This is a genomic window from Bradyrhizobium sp. HKCCYLRH1030, assembly GCF_051168395.1.
In the GTDB taxonomy this organism is placed as follows: domain Bacteria; phylum Pseudomonadota; class Alphaproteobacteria; order Rhizobiales; family Xanthobacteraceae; genus Bradyrhizobium.
Genome location: NZ_JBNPUY010000009.1, coordinates 222,168 through 237,760, shown reverse-complemented (window position 1 = coordinate 237,760; position 15,593 = coordinate 222,168). Strand labels below are relative to the sequence as shown.

The 15,593-nt window shown below is 66.4% G+C and carries 16 protein-coding genes and 1 pseudogene; 10 read left to right on the top strand and 7 right to left on the bottom strand.

The features are described 5' to 3' along the window. Window positions 1-10 precede the first annotated feature (10 nt). Complete coding sequence (locus ACQR1E_RS25545) at window positions 11-1,312, bottom strand: dihydroorotase (RefSeq protein ID WP_315711353.1); 1,302 nt, start codon at window positions 1,310-1,312, stop codon at window positions 11-13. Window positions 1,313-1,335: 23 nt separating this feature from the next. Then, the gene (locus ACQR1E_RS25540) at window positions 1,336-2,289 is read right to left on the bottom strand and encodes an aspartate carbamoyltransferase catalytic subunit (protein ID WP_315740287.1); all 954 of its coding nucleotides are present in this window, start codon (window positions 2,287-2,289) and stop codon (window positions 1,336-1,338) included. 151 nt (window positions 2,290-2,440) lie between these two features. Between ACQR1E_RS25540 and ACQR1E_RS25535 the strand changes: the two genes are divergently transcribed. The 3 genes from ACQR1E_RS25535 to ACQR1E_RS25525 are packed head-to-tail and all read left to right on the top strand — an operon-like array spanning window position 2,441 to window position 5,653. Continuing rightward, a complete protein-coding gene (locus ACQR1E_RS25535) occupies window positions 2,441-3,166 on the top strand; it encodes a M15 family metallopeptidase (protein WP_434897737.1) in 726 nt (241 codons plus the stop codon). Between the two features lie 22 nt (window positions 3,167-3,188). Continuing rightward, window positions 3,189-4,832: an acyl-CoA dehydrogenase family protein gene (locus tag ACQR1E_RS25530; RefSeq protein ID WP_434897711.1), complete on the top strand. Its 1,644-nt coding sequence runs from the start codon at window positions 3,189-3,191 to the stop codon at window positions 4,830-4,832. Then, window positions 4,829-5,653 (top strand): CPBP family intramembrane glutamic endopeptidase, encoded by an 825-nt coding sequence (locus tag ACQR1E_RS25525; RefSeq protein ID WP_434897710.1) that lies wholly within the window; start codon window positions 4,829-4,831, stop codon window positions 5,651-5,653. Before ACQR1E_RS25530 ends, ACQR1E_RS25525 begins: the two co-directional genes overlap by 4 nt. Window positions 5,654-5,663: 10 nt before the next feature. Here the strand turns inward: ACQR1E_RS25525 and ACQR1E_RS25520 are convergent, their stop codons facing one another. The 3 genes from ACQR1E_RS25520 to ACQR1E_RS25510 all read right to left on the bottom strand — a co-directional run bounded on the left by ACQR1E_RS25520 (window position 5,664) and on the right by ACQR1E_RS25510 (window position 8,066). After that, entirely contained in the window at window positions 5,664-6,587 is a 924-nt protein-coding gene (locus tag ACQR1E_RS25520) for an AEC family transporter (RefSeq protein WP_434897709.1), read from the bottom strand. 3 nt (window positions 6,588-6,590) lie between these two features. Continuing rightward, on the bottom strand, window positions 6,591-7,076 hold the full coding sequence (gene ruvX / locus ACQR1E_RS25515) for a Holliday junction resolvase RuvX (protein ID WP_315711358.1): 486 nt from the start codon (window positions 7,074-7,076) through the stop codon (window positions 6,591-6,593). Window positions 7,077-7,223: 147 nt separating this feature from the next. Next, the gene (locus ACQR1E_RS25510) at window positions 7,224-8,066 is read right to left on the bottom strand and encodes an oxidoreductase (RefSeq protein ID WP_316175156.1); all 843 of its coding nucleotides are present in this window, start codon (window positions 8,064-8,066) and stop codon (window positions 7,224-7,226) included. Window positions 8,067-8,115: 49 nt separating this feature from the next. On the opposite strand from ACQR1E_RS25510, the gene ACQR1E_RS25505 reads away from it, so the two are divergent. Continuing rightward, complete coding sequence (locus ACQR1E_RS25505) at window positions 8,116-8,715, top strand: TetR/AcrR family transcriptional regulator (RefSeq protein WP_434897708.1); 600 nt, start codon at window positions 8,116-8,118, stop codon at window positions 8,713-8,715. 173 nt (window positions 8,716-8,888) lie between these two features. On the opposite strand, the gene ACQR1E_RS25500 is transcribed toward ACQR1E_RS25505, so the two are convergent. Next, window positions 8,889-9,836: a cyclase family protein gene (locus tag ACQR1E_RS25500; protein ID WP_315711362.1), complete on the bottom strand. Its 948-nt coding sequence runs from the start codon at window positions 9,834-9,836 to the stop codon at window positions 8,889-8,891. A 228-nt stretch (window positions 9,837-10,064) separates the two neighbouring features. Next, the gene (locus tag ACQR1E_RS25495; RefSeq protein ID WP_434897707.1) at window positions 10,065-10,955 is read right to left on the bottom strand and encodes a LysR substrate-binding domain-containing protein; all 891 of its coding nucleotides are present in this window, start codon (window positions 10,953-10,955) and stop codon (window positions 10,065-10,067) included. A gap of 95 nt (window positions 10,956-11,050) precedes the next feature. On the opposite strand from ACQR1E_RS25495, the pseudogene ACQR1E_RS25490 reads away from it, so the two are divergent. The 6 genes and pseudogenes from ACQR1E_RS25490 to ACQR1E_RS25465 form a co-directional block, all read left to right on the top strand. Then, window positions 11,051-12,046, top strand: a pseudogene (locus tag ACQR1E_RS25490) (NAD(P)H-dependent flavin oxidoreductase); the annotation flags it as partial. A gap of 9 nt (window positions 12,047-12,055) precedes the next feature. After that, a complete protein-coding gene (locus ACQR1E_RS25485; protein WP_434897706.1) occupies window positions 12,056-13,132 on the top strand; it encodes an NAD(P)H-dependent flavin oxidoreductase in 1,077 nt (358 codons plus the stop codon). A gap of 108 nt (window positions 13,133-13,240) precedes the next feature. Next, window positions 13,241-13,528, top strand: a complete 288-nt coding sequence (gene gatC, locus ACQR1E_RS25480) for an Asp-tRNA(Asn)/Glu-tRNA(Gln) amidotransferase subunit GatC (RefSeq protein ID WP_315711367.1) — start codon at window positions 13,241-13,243, stop codon at window positions 13,526-13,528. A 64-nt stretch (window positions 13,529-13,592) separates the two neighbouring features. Further along, window positions 13,593-13,829 carry a hypothetical protein gene (locus ACQR1E_RS25475; RefSeq protein ID WP_315752956.1) on the top strand — a complete coding sequence of 79 codons (237 nt, stop codon included), beginning with the start codon at window positions 13,593-13,595 and terminating at the stop codon, window positions 13,827-13,829. Next, window positions 13,826-15,301 carry an Asp-tRNA(Asn)/Glu-tRNA(Gln) amidotransferase subunit GatA gene (gene gatA / locus ACQR1E_RS25470; RefSeq protein WP_434897705.1) on the top strand — a complete coding sequence of 492 codons (1,476 nt, stop codon included), beginning with the start codon at window positions 13,826-13,828 and terminating at the stop codon, window positions 15,299-15,301. Before ACQR1E_RS25475 ends, gatA begins: the two co-directional genes overlap by 4 nt. Continuing rightward, complete coding sequence (locus tag ACQR1E_RS25465) at window positions 15,292-15,588, top strand: hypothetical protein (protein WP_434897704.1); 297 nt, start codon at window positions 15,292-15,294, stop codon at window positions 15,586-15,588. Before gatA ends, ACQR1E_RS25465 begins: the two co-directional genes overlap by 10 nt. Window positions 15,589-15,593: the final 5 nt, after the last annotated feature.

The window sequence follows — 15,593 nt, the reverse complement described above, 5'->3', positions numbered from 1 at the left end:
TCGCCTTGCGTCAGACATGTTCGAACACGGTGCGGCCGCCGACGATGGTGCGGACCACGCGGCCGGTGAAGCGGGCTTCGTCGAACGGCGTGTTCTTGCACAGCGATTTGAGGTCGGCCGGATCGAGGATCCAGGGCACGTCCGGATCGATCACGATGATGTCGGCCGGCGCGCCTGCCCGCAAGCTGCCGCCGGGCAGGCCGAGCAGCTCGGCGGGCCGCGTCGACATGGCGCGGATCAGGGTCGTCCAGCTCAGCTCGCCATTGTGCACGAGCCGCAACGCCGCCGGCAGCATGGTCTCGAGCCCGACCGCGCCGCTCGCAGCCTCCGCGAACGGCAGCCGCTTGACCTCGACGTCCTGCGGCGTGTGGTCCGACATGATGACGTCGATGAGGCCCGAGGCCAGCGCTTCGACCAATGCGCGGCGGTCGGCCTCGGTGCGCAGCGGCGGCGTCAGCTTCAGGAAGGTGCGGTAGGGGCCGATGTCGTTCTCGTTCAGCGTCACGTGGTTGATCGAGACCGACGCGCTCACGGTGAGGCCGGCTTCGCGCGCGCGCCTGAGAATGTCGAGCGAGTCGATCGAGCTCAGCGCGGCCGCGTGGTAGCGGCCCTTGCTGAGCGCCACCAGGCGCATGTCGCGTTCGAGCACGACGGCTTCCGCTGCGGGCGGGATGCCGTAGAGGCCGAGCCGCGAGGCAAACTCGCCTTCGTTCATGACGCCTTCGCCGACGAGATTGGGATCTTCGGTGTGATGCACGATCAGGGCGTCGAAATCCCGCGCATAGGTCAGTGCGCGGCGCATCACCTGCGCGTTCATCACGCTGGTGTGGCCGTTGGAGAAGGCGACGGCGCCGGCGGCGCGCAACAGCCCGATCTCGGTCATCTCCTCGCCGCGCAGGCCCTTGGTCAGCGCCGCCATCGGCTGGATGTTGACGATCGCGGTGTCGCGGGCGCGGCGCAGCACGAAGTCGACGGTCGCCGAATTGTCGATCACCGGCTCGGTGCCGGGCTGGCAGATGATGGTGGTGATGCCGCCGGTGGCGGCGGCCTGGCTGGCGCTGGCGAAGGTCTCGCGATGGCCCAGACCCGGCTCGCCGACGAAGGCGCACATGTCGATCAGGCCGGGGGCCACGATCTTGCCTGCGCAGTTGACGACATCGGTGCCCTCGGGCACGCCCGCGGCGCCGATGCCGCGCTTGAGGTCGCGGATCACGCCGTCGGCGATCAGCACGTCGCCGGGGCCGTCGAAGTCGCGGGAGGGATCGATCACGCGCGCATTGGCAAGCAGGATCGGGCGGCGGTCGGTCAGCATGGCGTTTGGTCCCGACTTCTGTATCACGCGTTGGGCAGGTTGCGGGCCAGAGCCTCGAGCACGGCCATGCGCACGGCCACGCCCATTTCGACCTGCTCCCGGATCAGCGATTGCGCGCCGTCGGCGACGATGGATTCGATCTCGACGCCGCGGTTCATCGGTCCCGGATGCATGACCAGCGCGTCGGGCTTGGCGTAGGCGAGCTTCTTCTGGTCGAGCCCGAAATACTGGAAATATTCCGACGAGGACGGCACGAACGAGCCGTTCATGCGCTCGCGCTGCAGCCGCAGCATCATGACGATGTCGGCGCCGTTGAGCCCTTCGCGCATGTCGCGCGCGACCTCGACGCCCATGCGCTCGATGCCCGGCGGCAGCAAAGTGGAGGGCGCGACGATGCGGACGCGGGCGCCCATGGTGTTGAGCAAGAGGATGTTGGAGCGCGCGACGCGCGAGTGCAGCACGTCGCCGCAGATCGCGATCACCAGCCCCTCGATGCGGCCCTTGTTGCGGCGGATGGTCAGCGCATCGAGCAGCGCCTGGGTCGGATGCTCATGCGCGCCGTCACCGGCATTGATCACGGAGCCGTCGACCTTGCGAGCCAAGAGCTCCACCGCGCCGGAGGCGTGGTGACGGACGACCAGGATGTCCGGATGCATCGCGTTCAGCGTGACCGCGGTGTCCATCAGGGTCTCGCCCTTGCGCATGGACGAGGACGACACCGACATGTTCATGACGTCGGCGCCGAGCCGCTTGCCAGCGATCTCGAACGACGACTGGGTCCGCGTCGAGGCCTCGAAGAACAGGTTGACCTGGGTACGGCCGCGCAGCACGGTGCGCTTCTTGTCGACCTGACGATTCAGTTCGACGTACTCCTCGGACAGATCGAGGAGGCCGGTGATGTCGTGGGCGGAAAGGCCCTCGATTCCCAGCAAATGCCGGTGCCCGAGGACGAAAGTCGATTTCGGAGAGGTTGCCATTAAAGCCAGAGCTATAGGCGCGGTTTCCATGGGGGGCAAGGCCGAAAGCCGGGGTTCCGAGTTTTCCCCCGTTCCGTCTTCCGAGCCTCTCGGGGGGCTCCAAACCGGGGACTGGCGGGTCATCGCCGGAAGAAGTCCGCTCCGATATGCCCTGGTCCTGCTGGCGGCGATCGTGCCGGCCGGTGCGGCCGCGTTGCCGTTCGATTTCGTCTATCTCCGCGACATCGACCCGACGATCCTCCAGGACATCCGTTATGCCGGCAGCAACAATTTCGTCGGCCGACCTTTGCCGGGCTACGAGGCGGCCGAATGCGTCGTGACGCGTGACGTGGCGCGGCGGCTGCAGGCGGCTCAGGCCGAGCTGCGGCCGCGCGGCCTGTCGCTGAAGATGCTCGACTGCTACCGGCCGGTGCGTGCGGTCGCAGAGATGCTGGCCTGGTCGCAGGACGGCGTCGAGACCGCGGCCGGCCGCCGCTACACTCCGCGCATTGCCAAGCAGGACCTGTTCCGTCTCGGCTATATCGCCGTGCGTTCGGGCCATTCGACCGGTGCGGCGCTCGATCTCACGCTGGTCGAGCTCGCGGCCGACAATTCCGCGGCGTTCGACCCCGCCAAGGACTACGCGGACTGCACCGCGCCCGCAGCGCTACGCGCGCCCGAGGGCAGCGTCGACATGGGAACCGGCTACGATTGTTCCGACGTGAAGGCTCATACCGCCGCGCAGAACCTGACACCGGAGCAGCGCCGCTGGCGCAACGAACTGGTCGCGGTGATGGCGCGGCAAGGTTTTGTGAACTATGCCAAGGAGTGGTGGCACTTTTCGCTGCCGGGCGCTGGCGCGACGACTTATGTTTTTCCCATTCGGCCGCGCCGATGATCGATCTCTGTAGGGCACGGCCATGACGCAGTCTTCCTTCGCGACCCATGAGGTCTTCAACCAGTCGCCGCCGTTCGAGGACGTCAACCTGTTCACGGCTGACCGGCCCTTGATGGATGCCTTGAAGGCCAATGATGGTGCCGGAGCCGAGCAGGAGCTGACAGCTTTCGGCAAGCTATGGGGCTCGGCCGAGATGGCCGAGCAGGGCCGGCTCGCCAACGAGAACACGCCGAAGCTGCGCAGCTTCGACGCCAAGGGCTTTCGGCGAGACGTCGTCGAATTTCATCCGGCCTACCATGCGATGATGACGCGCTCAGCTGCGGCCGGCCTGCACAATTCGACATGGACGGCAGAAGGCCAGCCCGTCGGCGGCTGCTCGGAGGTGGTGCGCGCCGCGAAGTTCTATATCGCCTCGCAGGTCGAGAGCGGCCATCTCTGCCCGATTACCATGACGCGGGCCTCGGTGGCGGCGCTGGCCGCCCAGCCTGATCTGCTGGCAAGAGCGATGCCGGTCATCGCGACCGATGACTACGATCCGGCGTTTGCGCCGTGGTGGCAAAAACGCGGCATGACACTCGGCATGGGCATGACCGAGAAGCAGGGCGGGACCGACGTGCGCGCCAACCTGACGCGCGCTGAGCGTACCACCGATGGCTATCGCATCACGGGGCATAAATGGTTCATGTCGGCGCCGATGTGCGACGCCTTCCTGGTGCTGGCGCAGGCCGATGCCGGCCTGACCTGCTTCTTCATGCCGCGCTTCAAGCCGGATGGCTCGGTGAACGCGATCCAGTTCCAGCGCTTGAAGGACAAGCTCGGCAACCGCTCCAATGCCTCGTCGGAGGTGGAGTTCGTCGGCGCCTATGCCGAGCGGGTCGGCGACGAGGGCAGGGGCATCAGCACCATCATCCAGATGGTGCAACTGACGCGGCAGGATTGCGCCATCTCGTCTGCCGGCCTGATGCGCTCGGGGCTCGCGCACGCGCTGCATCACGCGCGCCATCGCAGCGTGTTCCAGAAGCATCTCGCCGACCAGCCGCTGATGCAGGCGGTGCTCGCCGACATGGCTCTCCATGTCGAGGCGACGGTGGCGCTGGTGATGCGGCTGTGTCAGGCGTTCGATCGCGCGCCTCTGTCGCCGCGGGAGGCGAACTACGTGCGGCTGCTGACGCCGGCGATCAAATACTGGGTCTGCAAGAGCGCGCCGCCGTTCCTGTATGAGGCGATGGAATGCCTGGGCGGCAACGGCTATGTCGAGGACGGCATCCTCGCCCGCCATTTCCGGGAGTCGCCGGTCAATGCGATCTGGGAAGGCTCGGGCAACGTCATGTGCCTGGACGTGCTGCGGGCGCTGGCGCGCGAGGCGGAGGCGGCCGCGCACGTCCTGATGCATCTCAAAGCAGAGACCAGCGGGTTGCCCGGCGCGGCGGAGGCGCTCGCCTTCATCGAGACCAGCTTCCGCCGGCCGGATTCCGAGCGCGTCGCGCGCCTCGCAGTCGAGAAGTTGGCGCTGCTCGCAGCCGCCGCCGCGCTCAACCTCGTTATGCCCGCTCATGCGGAGCTTTTCGCCGCCACGCGGCTCGCCAATGTTCACCCGAGCATGTATGGCGCGGTCGATCTCGATCGCTCAGACATCCGTAGCTTGCTGGAGCGCGCGCTGCCTTGACCGACTCTCCCGAAGCCGCCGTGATGGATTCGCTCGATCCGGGCAACCCGCCGCAGCAGGTCGCTCCGGCGCAGCATCAGCCGCGCACGCTGGGCTTCTGGCGCACCTTGCTGTGGGGCCTCCTCATCATCGTCGTGTTCTTCATCGGCCAGCTGACTCCGATCGTCTATTTCCTGCTGCGCCATGAGGGTCCAATCGACAGCATGGCCGCGTTTCAGTTGGCCATGATCCAGATCGCGAGCCGGTCGCTCACGGTCTCGCTGTCGGCGATCATGGGCGTCCCGGCCATTTTGATCCCGATCTATTTTGCCGTCCGCCACACCCGCATGTCGTTCGTCGACTATCTGGGCCTGCGCTGGACCGGCTGGAAGAATTTCGTCTTTGGCGTTGTCGGGATGGTCGTGATCCTGGGATGCTGGGAGCTGGCGGCGCAGCTGACGGGACGCGAAGAGAAGTCGGCGAGCTTCATGGTGGACATCATGAAGACCGCCAGAGGCGACGGCGTGGTCTGGCTGCTGGTCATCGCCTTCTGCGTCGCCGCACCGGTGTCGGAAGAGCTGATGGCGCGTGGCTTTCTCTACCGCGGCTGGTCGGACTCCTTCCTGCGCGTGCCCGGCGCCATCGTGCTGTCGTCCTTGCTGTGGACCGTCCTGCATCTCCAGTACGACTGGTTCGCCCTGATCAACGTGTTTTCCCTCGGCGTGTGGTTCGGCTATCTGCGCTCTCGAACCCACTCCACCTATCTGACCATGGTGCTGCACGGCCTCAACAACCTCGCCGCCACGGTGCAGACCATGTGGCTGGCCAGCAGTTCTTCCTGAACGGACGCGTTCAGCTCGCCCAGGCGATCGCGAGCGGCATGGTCAGCGCCGCCAGCACCGTTTGCAGCGAGATGATCTGCGCCAGCAGCGGCGCGTCGCCGCCCATCTGCTTGGCCAGCACATAGGCGCTGGGCGAGGTCGGCACCGCCGCGCAGATCGCGACGACGACGAGGCTCGGGCCGGTGACGCCGAACCATCCGGCGAGCCCGATCGCGAGGAGGGGCATCAAGACCAGCTTGAGCACGACGCCGAGCGCAGCGGCCGGGCCAGCGCGGCGCAAGCCTTCGAAGTGCAGGCCGGCGCCGGTCACCAGCAGGCCGATCGGCAGCGAGGCCTGTCCGAGCGCATCGGCGGCATCGTGCCAGAGCTTTGGCAGCGGCACATGCGCCACGTTCAGTGCGAGCCCGGCGATGCAGGCCCAGATCAGCGGATTGCGCACGATGGTGGCAAGGATCTCACGGATCGAGCGGCGGGTCGGCGAGGCGTAGTGGGCGAGCACGGCGACGCTGAACACGTTGACCATTGGGATGATCGCGATCATCGCCACCGACGCCGCCGCAAGCCCGGACGCGCCGAACAGGCTGCCGGCGACGCTGAGCGCGACGTAGGTCTGCCAGCGGGTTGCCCCTTGGAAGATCGAGGTGAAGGCCGGACCATCGATGCCGGAGCGGGTGAGCAGCGGCCGCAGCGCGAGGCACAGCGCCGACATCGCCAGCATCGCCAGGAACAAGGCGCCGCCGATGCCGGCGACCGGCACCTTGCCGAGATCGGCCTTCACCAGGCTCTGCATCAGCAGCGCCGGAAACAGCACATAATAAGTCAGCCGCTCGAGCCCGTGCCATTGCGTATCCAGCCGGATCAGGCTGCGCCGCAGGCCGAAGCCGACCACGATCAGCAGGAATACCGGCGCGAGCGCCGCGGCGACGGGGCTCATGGGCTAGCGACCGGACTGGCGCAAGGTTGCAAGCCGATCGAGCGCTCCCTGCAGGATGAAGATCGCCGCATGCGTGTCGATCACCTCGGCGCGCCTGGCGCGGCTGACATCCATGCCGATCAGCTCGCGCTCGACCGCAGCCGTCGACAGCCGCTCGTCCCACAGGCCGATCGGCAGGTCGGTGAGGCCGGCGAGATTGCGCGCGAACGCCCGGGTCGACTGCGCCCGCGGCCCCTCGCTGCCATCCATGTTGATGGGCAGGCCCAGCACCAAGCCGACCACCTTGCGCTCGGTGCAAATCGCCAGCAGTCGCGCCGCGTCGGCCTTGAAGGCCTTGCGCTGGATCGTCTCGACGCCGGTGGCGAGCCGCCGGTCCGGATCGGACACGGCGACGCCGATGGTCTTGGTGCCGAGATCGAGGCCGACGAGCGCGCCGCGCTCGGGCCAGCGGCCAGCGGCTTCGATGAGGGGGAGGATGGGGGCGGGCATGGCAATGCGCTTAACACGCAGGTGCGTGGCGGGCCAGCAGGTGAGGACGTGCATCGCTTCGCCGCCCCGATGAAGCTCGCGCACGCGAGGCGACCGGCCCAGATGTCGAGCGTTGCAGTCTTTCCCGGATGCGCCGGCTTTGGATCATCAAGCGAAGCTGGTGGAGCGCGAGAGCTTGTTCCAGGCACTCACTTCGGCTTTCATGCCCTCGATCTTCTGCTCGACCAGGGCCAGCGCGTCCTCACCGAGGAACAGCCGCACAGGCGGTTTTTCGGCTTCCACGAGGGCAAGCAATGCCTGTGCGGCCTTCGCGGGATCGCCGGGTTGGTTTCCGCTCTTGGCCAATCGGGCGGCGCGAATCGGATCCATGACGGCGTCGTAGTCGGAAATGCTGCGCGGCGTGCGATCCATGGACCGTCCCGCCCAATCGGTACGAAACTGACCGGGCGCAAGCGCAATGACACGGATGCCGAAGGGGGCCACTTCCTTGCCGAGCGACTCCGAGATGCCCTCCAGCGCGAACTTGCTGCCGCAATAGAAGCTGATCCCGGGCATGGTGATGAAGCCGCCCATGGATGTCACATTGACGATATGGCCGCGCCGCCTCGCGCGCATCCCCGGCAACACGGCCTTCATCATCGCGACAGGGCCGAACACGTTGGCGGCGAACTGCCGCTGCAGATCGTCGAGCGAGGACTCCTCCAGCGTGCCCTCGTGACCGTAGCCGGCATTGTTCACCAGGACGTCGATCGCGCCAATCTGCTTCTCGGCCTCTGCCACAGCAGCCGGGATTGCATCGAAATCGGTAACATCGATCACGAGAGGATGAGCCTTGCCCGCTGCAAGCGCGGCAAAAGCCTCGGCATCCCCGACCCTTCGCACGGTCCCGATCACCCGATGGCCGGCGGCCAGCGCGCCCTTTGCGAACGCTAGGCCCAAGCCCGAACTGACGCCAGTGACGAGGAAAATCTTCGATTCGGCAGCCGCCATCATACAACTCCGCATGACAAGGTTATCTATATCATGATATAGATATTACATGGCACCTCGCAAGACCGAACATTCATCCATTGGCATGAGAGGCGAGCCGCTTCGTCGGCACGTCCTCGATGCGGCAGAGCGGCTTCTCCGTCAGGGTAGGGCCGATTTCTCGATGCGAGACCTTGCCGCTGAGGCGGGGGTCAGCTTCGCGACGCCATTCAATCAGTTTGGCAACAAGGCTGCGATCATGCAGGCTCTCTCCATACGTCGGATCGACACCATGGAGACGCGGTACACCGCCGCGCCACCATCGAGAGATGCGAAGACACGCGTGCTATTGGCTATTGATACGGCGGTGGCAGTGATGTTGGAGAATCCAGACGTGAACCGGACCGTGATGGGATGGCTGGGTGCCGCCCAGGCTTCGCCCGGTCAGACGCTTTCCCGATCCACTGCCTTCTGGGCACTGGCCTTGGGAAAGGGAGAGGGACTGACGGCCAGCCGGCGAGAACAAGCGCTGCGCTGCCTTCCAGAGCAACTCGCCTTCAGTTTCCGCGGCGTGTTGTCCTTCTGGACTGCGGGCGAATTGTCGGACGCGGCGCTCGCCCCGCGTGCGCGAGACATCGCGAGTGCCTTGTTGCTCGCCTACCTCCATTAGCGTCCGATAGGGGCGGCTTGATCGACTGACCGACCGATCCCGGGTCTGTGTCGGCCGGCTCCAGGCGCGCCTGTGGCGGACTCCTTGTCCAGGCTTGCTTTCGCAGGACGATTCCAGACTCCTCGTGAGGACGCGGCGCTCCCGGGATGCCCTCACGAGGAGATCGGCGGAGCTTAACGGATCGCGATCGGGTTGATCATGCCCTGGACGCCGCCGCGCCAGCGCGGCTGACCCAGCACGAACAGGAACTCGTAGCCCTTGTCCTTGGCGAGGTCGGCCGTGTTCATGTTCTCCAGGATGTAGGTCCCGTTCATGGCGAGCAGGATCTGGTGCACCTCGAACAGGTTCGGCGACTCGAACGGGATCGCCTCCACCGCCCAGTTGTCGGCCCCGACCGCGACCACGCCCTTCGAGGTCAGGTATTTGGCGCCCTCGACGCCGAGACCGGGCTCGCCGGCGCCGTAACGCTTATCGTCCTTGCCGATCAAACCAAGCCAGCCGGTGTGGAAGATCACGATGTCGCCCTGGCGGATCTCGACGCCCTGCTTCTTGGCAGCTTCCTCGATCTCCTTGACGTTGAACGCGGTGCCTTCCTTGACCACGTCGGTGTTGTAATAGGCCGCCATGTCGAGCAGCACGCCGCGCGCCACCAAGGGCGGCACCTTCTCGATGCCGAGCTTCTTCAGGCCGGTCGGATCGGCGAAGTCGAGCAGCTTGTTGCCGTTGTAATAGACGTGCTCGATACCGAGATGGCCGAGCCCGTCGATCTGGCTGCCGACGCCGACCCAGCCTTCGACGATGTCATCGTTGTAAGTCGCCTTGTTGGGGCCGAGCCCGGGAATGCCGGCTTGGCCCGGCTGCACCACGGTGATCTTGAACGAACGCGGCGGATAGGCCGGCGTCTTGGAATCGACGATCATGCCGAGTGGGTAGGTCTTGCCGGTCTTCACCAGCGAGGCGGCTTTGACCACGAGCTCCGGCGTGATGTAGTTGGCCGCGCCGATCTCGTCCTGCGGCCCCCATTTCGATTTCGTCCAATCCGGGGTCTTGTCCTGGGCATTCGCCGTCCCGATCGCACCCATCATGGCAATCGAGCAGCACAACACGAACGCGTTGCGCATCGCATTTCCTCCGACATGTTGACGTTTGTTCTGTTTCGCGCTGGCCAGCGCTGCATCCTAACGTAGTAAAGGATGGCCAGACAAAGCTATTTCGCGCGCGTGCGCTGCACAGCGCCCGAAAGTCGCATCGGTCGAAATGGCCGTTTTTCCCTGCGCGAAAACGTCATTTCGCGCAATGGAATGCGCCGTTCGCTGGCGATGCTCAGCACAATCTTTGAATGAATCGCGTCAGGCCGCGATGTCGTGGTCCCGGCCGGCGAGTCCGGCCATGAAGGCCGAGAGGCCGCTGCTGCGATGCGCCGCGCGGCGGCGGACGAACAGGGTTTCGACGCGTGCATGACTTGGGTCGAGCGTGTGCAGGCTGACGCTGCCGATCATCTCGTTTCGCGTCACCACAGCGCGTGGCAGCAGCGCGACGCCCATGCCAGCGGCGACGCAGCCGATCATGCCGTCGAGCGTACCGAGCTCGATGCGCGCGGCCGCAGGCCAGCCGAAATCGTTGAAGACCTGCTCCAGCCGCTGCCGGTAGGTGCAACCGGCCCTGAACACCAGCGCCGTCGGGCCCGAGGCAGCCGTGGCCGCACGCAAGGCTGACAGGCTTTCAAAGCGCCGGGCCGTCACCAGCACTAGCTCTTCCTCGAAGGCGATGATGCCCGAGAGCTCGGGATGTTCGATCGGGCCGGCCACGAAGGCGCCATCGAGCGTCCCGTCGAGCACGGCGGCCACGAGCTCGGCGGTTGGCGCCGTGCGCAGGCCAAGGGCGACAGCCGGGAAGCGCCGATGAAAATCCGCGAGCAGCGTCGGCAGGCGCACGGCGGCGGTCGTCTCCATCGAGCCGATCGTCAGCGGTCCTTTCGGCTCGCCGTCATCGCGCGCGGCGAGCAGCGCTTCGCGCGACAGCGCCGCCATCCGGTCGGCATAAGGCAGCAGGCGCAGTCCGGCGTTGGTCAGGGTCATGCCGCGGCTGTGCCGCTCGAACAATGCGGTGCCGACCTCGGCCTCCAGCGCCTTGATCCGCTGGGTCACGTTGGACTGCACCGTGTTGAGGGCTTCCGCCGCGCGCGTGATGCCGCCGGTGCGCGCAACGGCCGCGAAAGTCTGGAGGTCGCTCAGCTCCACGGCCAATCTCCGTTTTGAATCTGCGATGGCAGAGTTCTCAAGTATTCATTTTGAGAGAATGCTAGCCGCGCCTAAAGTCGCCGTCCAGAGTTGAGGAGACTTTCATGGCACTGCGGACGGCGTTGACGGAGAAGCTCGGCATCAGTCAGCCGATCCTGCTGGCGCCGATGGATCTGATTGCCGATGCGCGCCTCGTGCACGCGGTCAGCGAGGCCGGGGGATTCGGTATTCTCGGTGGCGGCTACGGCAGCCGAACCTGGCTCGCGCAAGAGACCGCAAAGCTTGAAGGCTTGCCTGCGCCGTTCGGCATCGGTTTCATCACCTGGTCGCTGGCGAAGCAACCCGATCTGCTCGACGTGGCGCTCGCCGCCAGGCCCGCGGCGATCATGCTGTCATTCGGCGATCCCGCGCGGTTCGCGCCGGCAATCAAGCGGGCCGGTGCGTTGCTGATCTGCCAGGTGCAGGACGAAGCGATGGCAGAGCAGGCGATCGCGGCGGGTGCCGACATCCTGGTTGCACAAGGAACCGAGGCGGGTGGTCATGGCGCGTCGCGGACCACGCTCGATATCGTGCCGGCGATCGTCGACCTCGCCGCGGGGCGAGTGCCGGTGGCGGCGGCCGGCGGTCTTGCCGATGGCCGCGGCCTTGCTGCGATGTTGATGCTGGGGGCGGAGGGCGTGCTGCTCGGCACGCGCTTCTATGCCAGCCGTGAGGCGAACGGTGCCGATGAGGCCAAGCGGCGCATCTGCGCGGCGAAAGCCGGCGATACCGTGCGCGGCATCATCTTCGACCTGTCGCGCAACAATGTCTGGCCGGCGCCGTTCACCGGCCGCTGCCTGGTCAACGATCATGCGCGCCGCTGGATGGGGCGCGAGGTCGATCTGCTGCAGCAGGTCGAGACCGTCTCGGCCGACTATATGAAGGCACGCGCCGACGGCAATTTCGACATTGCAGCGGTCATCGCCGGCGAGGCGGTCGGTCTGATCCATGATATCCCACCGGCCGGCGAGATCGTCGCGCGCATCGTCAGCGAGGCCGAGCACATTCTTCAGGGACGGCGCAATTCATCCGCCGTCTCAGCCGAGCAATAGGAGCAGACCATGTGGCCCGATCGCCGTTTCGCTGATCTCGTCAAGACCGACCATCCGATCGTGCTCGCCCCGATGGCGGGCGTGGCCGACGCCGAGCTTGCGATCGCTGTGGCCGAAGGCGGCGGGCTGGGGTCGCTGGCGTGTGCGATGATCTCTGCCGACAAGATGCGCGAGCAGGTCAACATCTTCCGCCAGCGCATTGCCGCGCCGATCAATGTGAATTTCTTCTGCCACACCGCGGTCGAGGCCGATGCTATCAGCGAGGCCGGCTGGAGGCGGCGGCTGGCCTCCTACTACCGCGAGTACGGCATCGATCCCGATGCGGAGGTCCAGGTGGCCAATCGCGCGCCGTTCGATGAAGCGATGTGCCTCGCCGTCGAGGAGCTGAAGCCGGAGATCGTCAGCTTCCATTTCGGCCTGCCTGAGCCCGGGCTGCTCGCGCGCGTGAAGGCGACCGGCGCGGTCGTGCTGGCGTCGGCGACCGTCGTGCGCGAGGCGCTCTGGCTGGAGCGGAACGGCGCCGACATCATCATCGCGCAAGGTGCCGAGGCGGGCGGCCATCGCGGCATGTTCTTGACAGACAAGCTCGCCGAGCAGGTCGGCACGTTTGCTCTCGTGCCGCAGATCGTGGACGCCGTGAAGCTGCCGGTCATCGCCGCCGGCGGCATCGCCGATGCGCGCGGCATTGCCGCTGCGTTCGCACTCGGCGCCTCCGGCGTGCAGATCGGCAGCGCATTTCTGCGCAGTCCCGAATCCAAGGTCAGCGTGCCGGCGCGCGCGGTGCTGGCCGCCGCCAGCGACGAATCGACCGTCATCACCAACGTGATGACAGGTCGGCTCGCCCGCGGCGTCGCCAACCGGGTGATGCGCGAGGTCGGGCCGATCTCGCCGGATGCACCGGCCTTTCCGCATGCGGCGACAGCGCTCGGACCGCTGAAAGCCGCAGCCGAGAAGCAGGGCCGGGTCGATTTCACCAATCTCTGGGCCGGGCAGGCGCTGCCGCTCGGGCGCGAGATGCCGGCGGCCGAACTGACGCGGATGCTGGCCGCACAGGCTCTGGCACGGCTGCGAAGCTTGGCGGGCTGAGGCGTCGGGCAGGGCGCTGCCCCAGGAAAGCCCCGCGGCTGCCGGTTGCGGCGCGAAAGCGGGCTCTGCTATAGGGCGGGTTCACCTTGTCCCGTGAGGCCCTATATAATGTCGGTCGATGCCGCCACCGTCCGCCGGATCGCGCAATTGGCGCGGATCGCTGTCACTGACGCCGAGGTCCCGCATCTGCAGGGCGAGCTCAATGCGATGCTTAACTTCGTCGAGCAACTGTCGGAGGTCAATGTCGAGGGCGTCGAGCCGATGACCTCGGTGACACCGATGGCGATGAAGAAGCGCCAGGACGTCGTCACTGACGGCGAGATCGCCGACGACATCGTCAAGAACGCGCCCATGACCGAGAACAACTTCTTTCTCGTGCCGAAGGTCGTGGAATAGCCAGGGCAGGTCCGCGCTTATCGCGCGTGATCCGCTCCTTCAAACCGACAAGCGAGCCAACGCCATGTGCCTGCTCTGCGACGATGAAGCGGCCTACAAGGCCTATATGGACTATCTCGACGCCATGGAGCGGCAGGGCAAGGCCGCCGATCCGGACAAGACCGTCAACGAGATCCTCGACCAGCTCGAAGCGGCCGCCAATACCAAGAAAGCCCCCCCTGCGAAGAACAAGTTCTTCGCGGACGACGCGGCCGACGACAAGACGCTTTCCCCTTTCTTCTGCAGCCCGATCAACAAATGACCGATTTGACGTCCCTGACGCTCGCCGAGGCCCGCAAGGGTCTCGCGAGCAAGACCTTCACGTCGCTGGAACTCACCGACGCCCATCTCAAGGCGATCGAGGAGGCGCGGGCGCTCAATGCCTTCGTGATGGAGACGCCGGACCAGGCGCGCGCGATGGCGCGCGAAGCCGACGCCAAGATCAATAGAGGCGAGGGTGGGCCGCTGGCCGGCATTCCGCTCGGGATCAAGGACCTGTTCGCGACCAAGGACGTTCGCACCACGGCCTGTTCGAAGATCCTCGGTAATTTCGTGCCGACCTACGAGTCGACAGTGACCTCGCAGCTCTGGCGCGATGGCGCGGTGATGCTCGGCAAGCTCAACAATGACGAGTTCGCGATGGGCTCGTCGAACGAGACCTCGTACTTCGGCCCGGTCGGCAACCCCTGGCGCCGCGAGGGCTCCAACACCACGCTGGTGCCGGGCGGCTCGTCCGGCGGCTCGGCGTCGGCGGTGGCGGCGCTGCTCTGCATGGGCGCGACCGCAACCGATACCGGCGGCTCGATCCGCCAGCCGGCCGCGTTCACCGCCACCGTCGGCATCAAGCCGACCTATGGCCGCTGCTCGCGCTGGGGCATCGTCGCCTTCGCTTCCTCGCTCGACCAGGCCGGGCCGATCGCGCGCTCGACCCGCGATGCGGCCATCCTGCTGCGCTCGATGGCCGGCCACGACCCGAAGGACACGACCTCGGTCGACATCCCCGTGCCGGACTACGAGGCTGCGATCGGGAAGTCCGTGAAGGGCATGAAGATCGGCATTCCCAAGGAGTATCGGCTCGAAGGCATGCCGGCCGAAATCGAGAAGCTCTGGAGTGAGGGTCGCAAGTGGCTGGAAGCCGCCGGCGCAGAAACCGTCGAGGTGTCGCTGCCGCACACCAAATACGCTCTGCCGGCCTATTACATCGTGGCGCCGGCGGAGGCGTCCTCCAACCTCGCCCGCTACGACGGCGTCCGCTACGGCCTGCGCGTGCCCGGCAAGTCGATCGGCGAGCTGTACGAGAACACCCGCGCCGAAGGTTTCGGGCCTGAGGTGCGGCGCCGCGTCATGATCGGGACCTATGTGCTGTCGGCCGGCTATTACGACGCCTATTACATCCGGGCGCAGAAGGTCCGCACCCTCATCAAGAAGGATTTCGAGGACTGCTTTGCGAGGGGCGTGAACGCGATCCTGACGCCGGCGACGCCGTCGGCCGCGTTCGGCATCGGCGAGAAGGGCGGCGCTGACCCGGTCGAGATGTATCTCAACGACATCTTCACGGTGACGGTGAACATGGCGGGCCTGCCGGGCATCGCGGTGCCGGCCGGCAAGGACGGACAGGGGCTGCCGCTCGGGCTGCAACTGATCGGCCGTCCGTTCGACGAGGAGACGCTGTTCTCGCTCGGCGAGGTCATCGAGCAGGCGGCGGGACGCTTCACGCCGGTCCGGTGGTGGTAAGCGTCGCCGAGTTCAAGACGAGCCTCGCGGGCGACGCGCCCGCGGCCGGACTGACGCCGGTGCTTACCGGCCTGTGGTGGCTGGCGAAGGGCGACTGGGACCGGGCGCACAAGATCATTCAGGACGAGACCGGCCGCGACGCGGCCTGGGTGCACGCGCATCTGCATCGCGTCGAAGGCGATCTCGGCAATGCCGCCTACTGGTATCGGCAGGCCGGGCAGCCCGTCGCCAACGATGCATTGGATATCGAATTTGAGCGGATCGTCTCCGCGCTGATGGGGAGTTGAGGGCC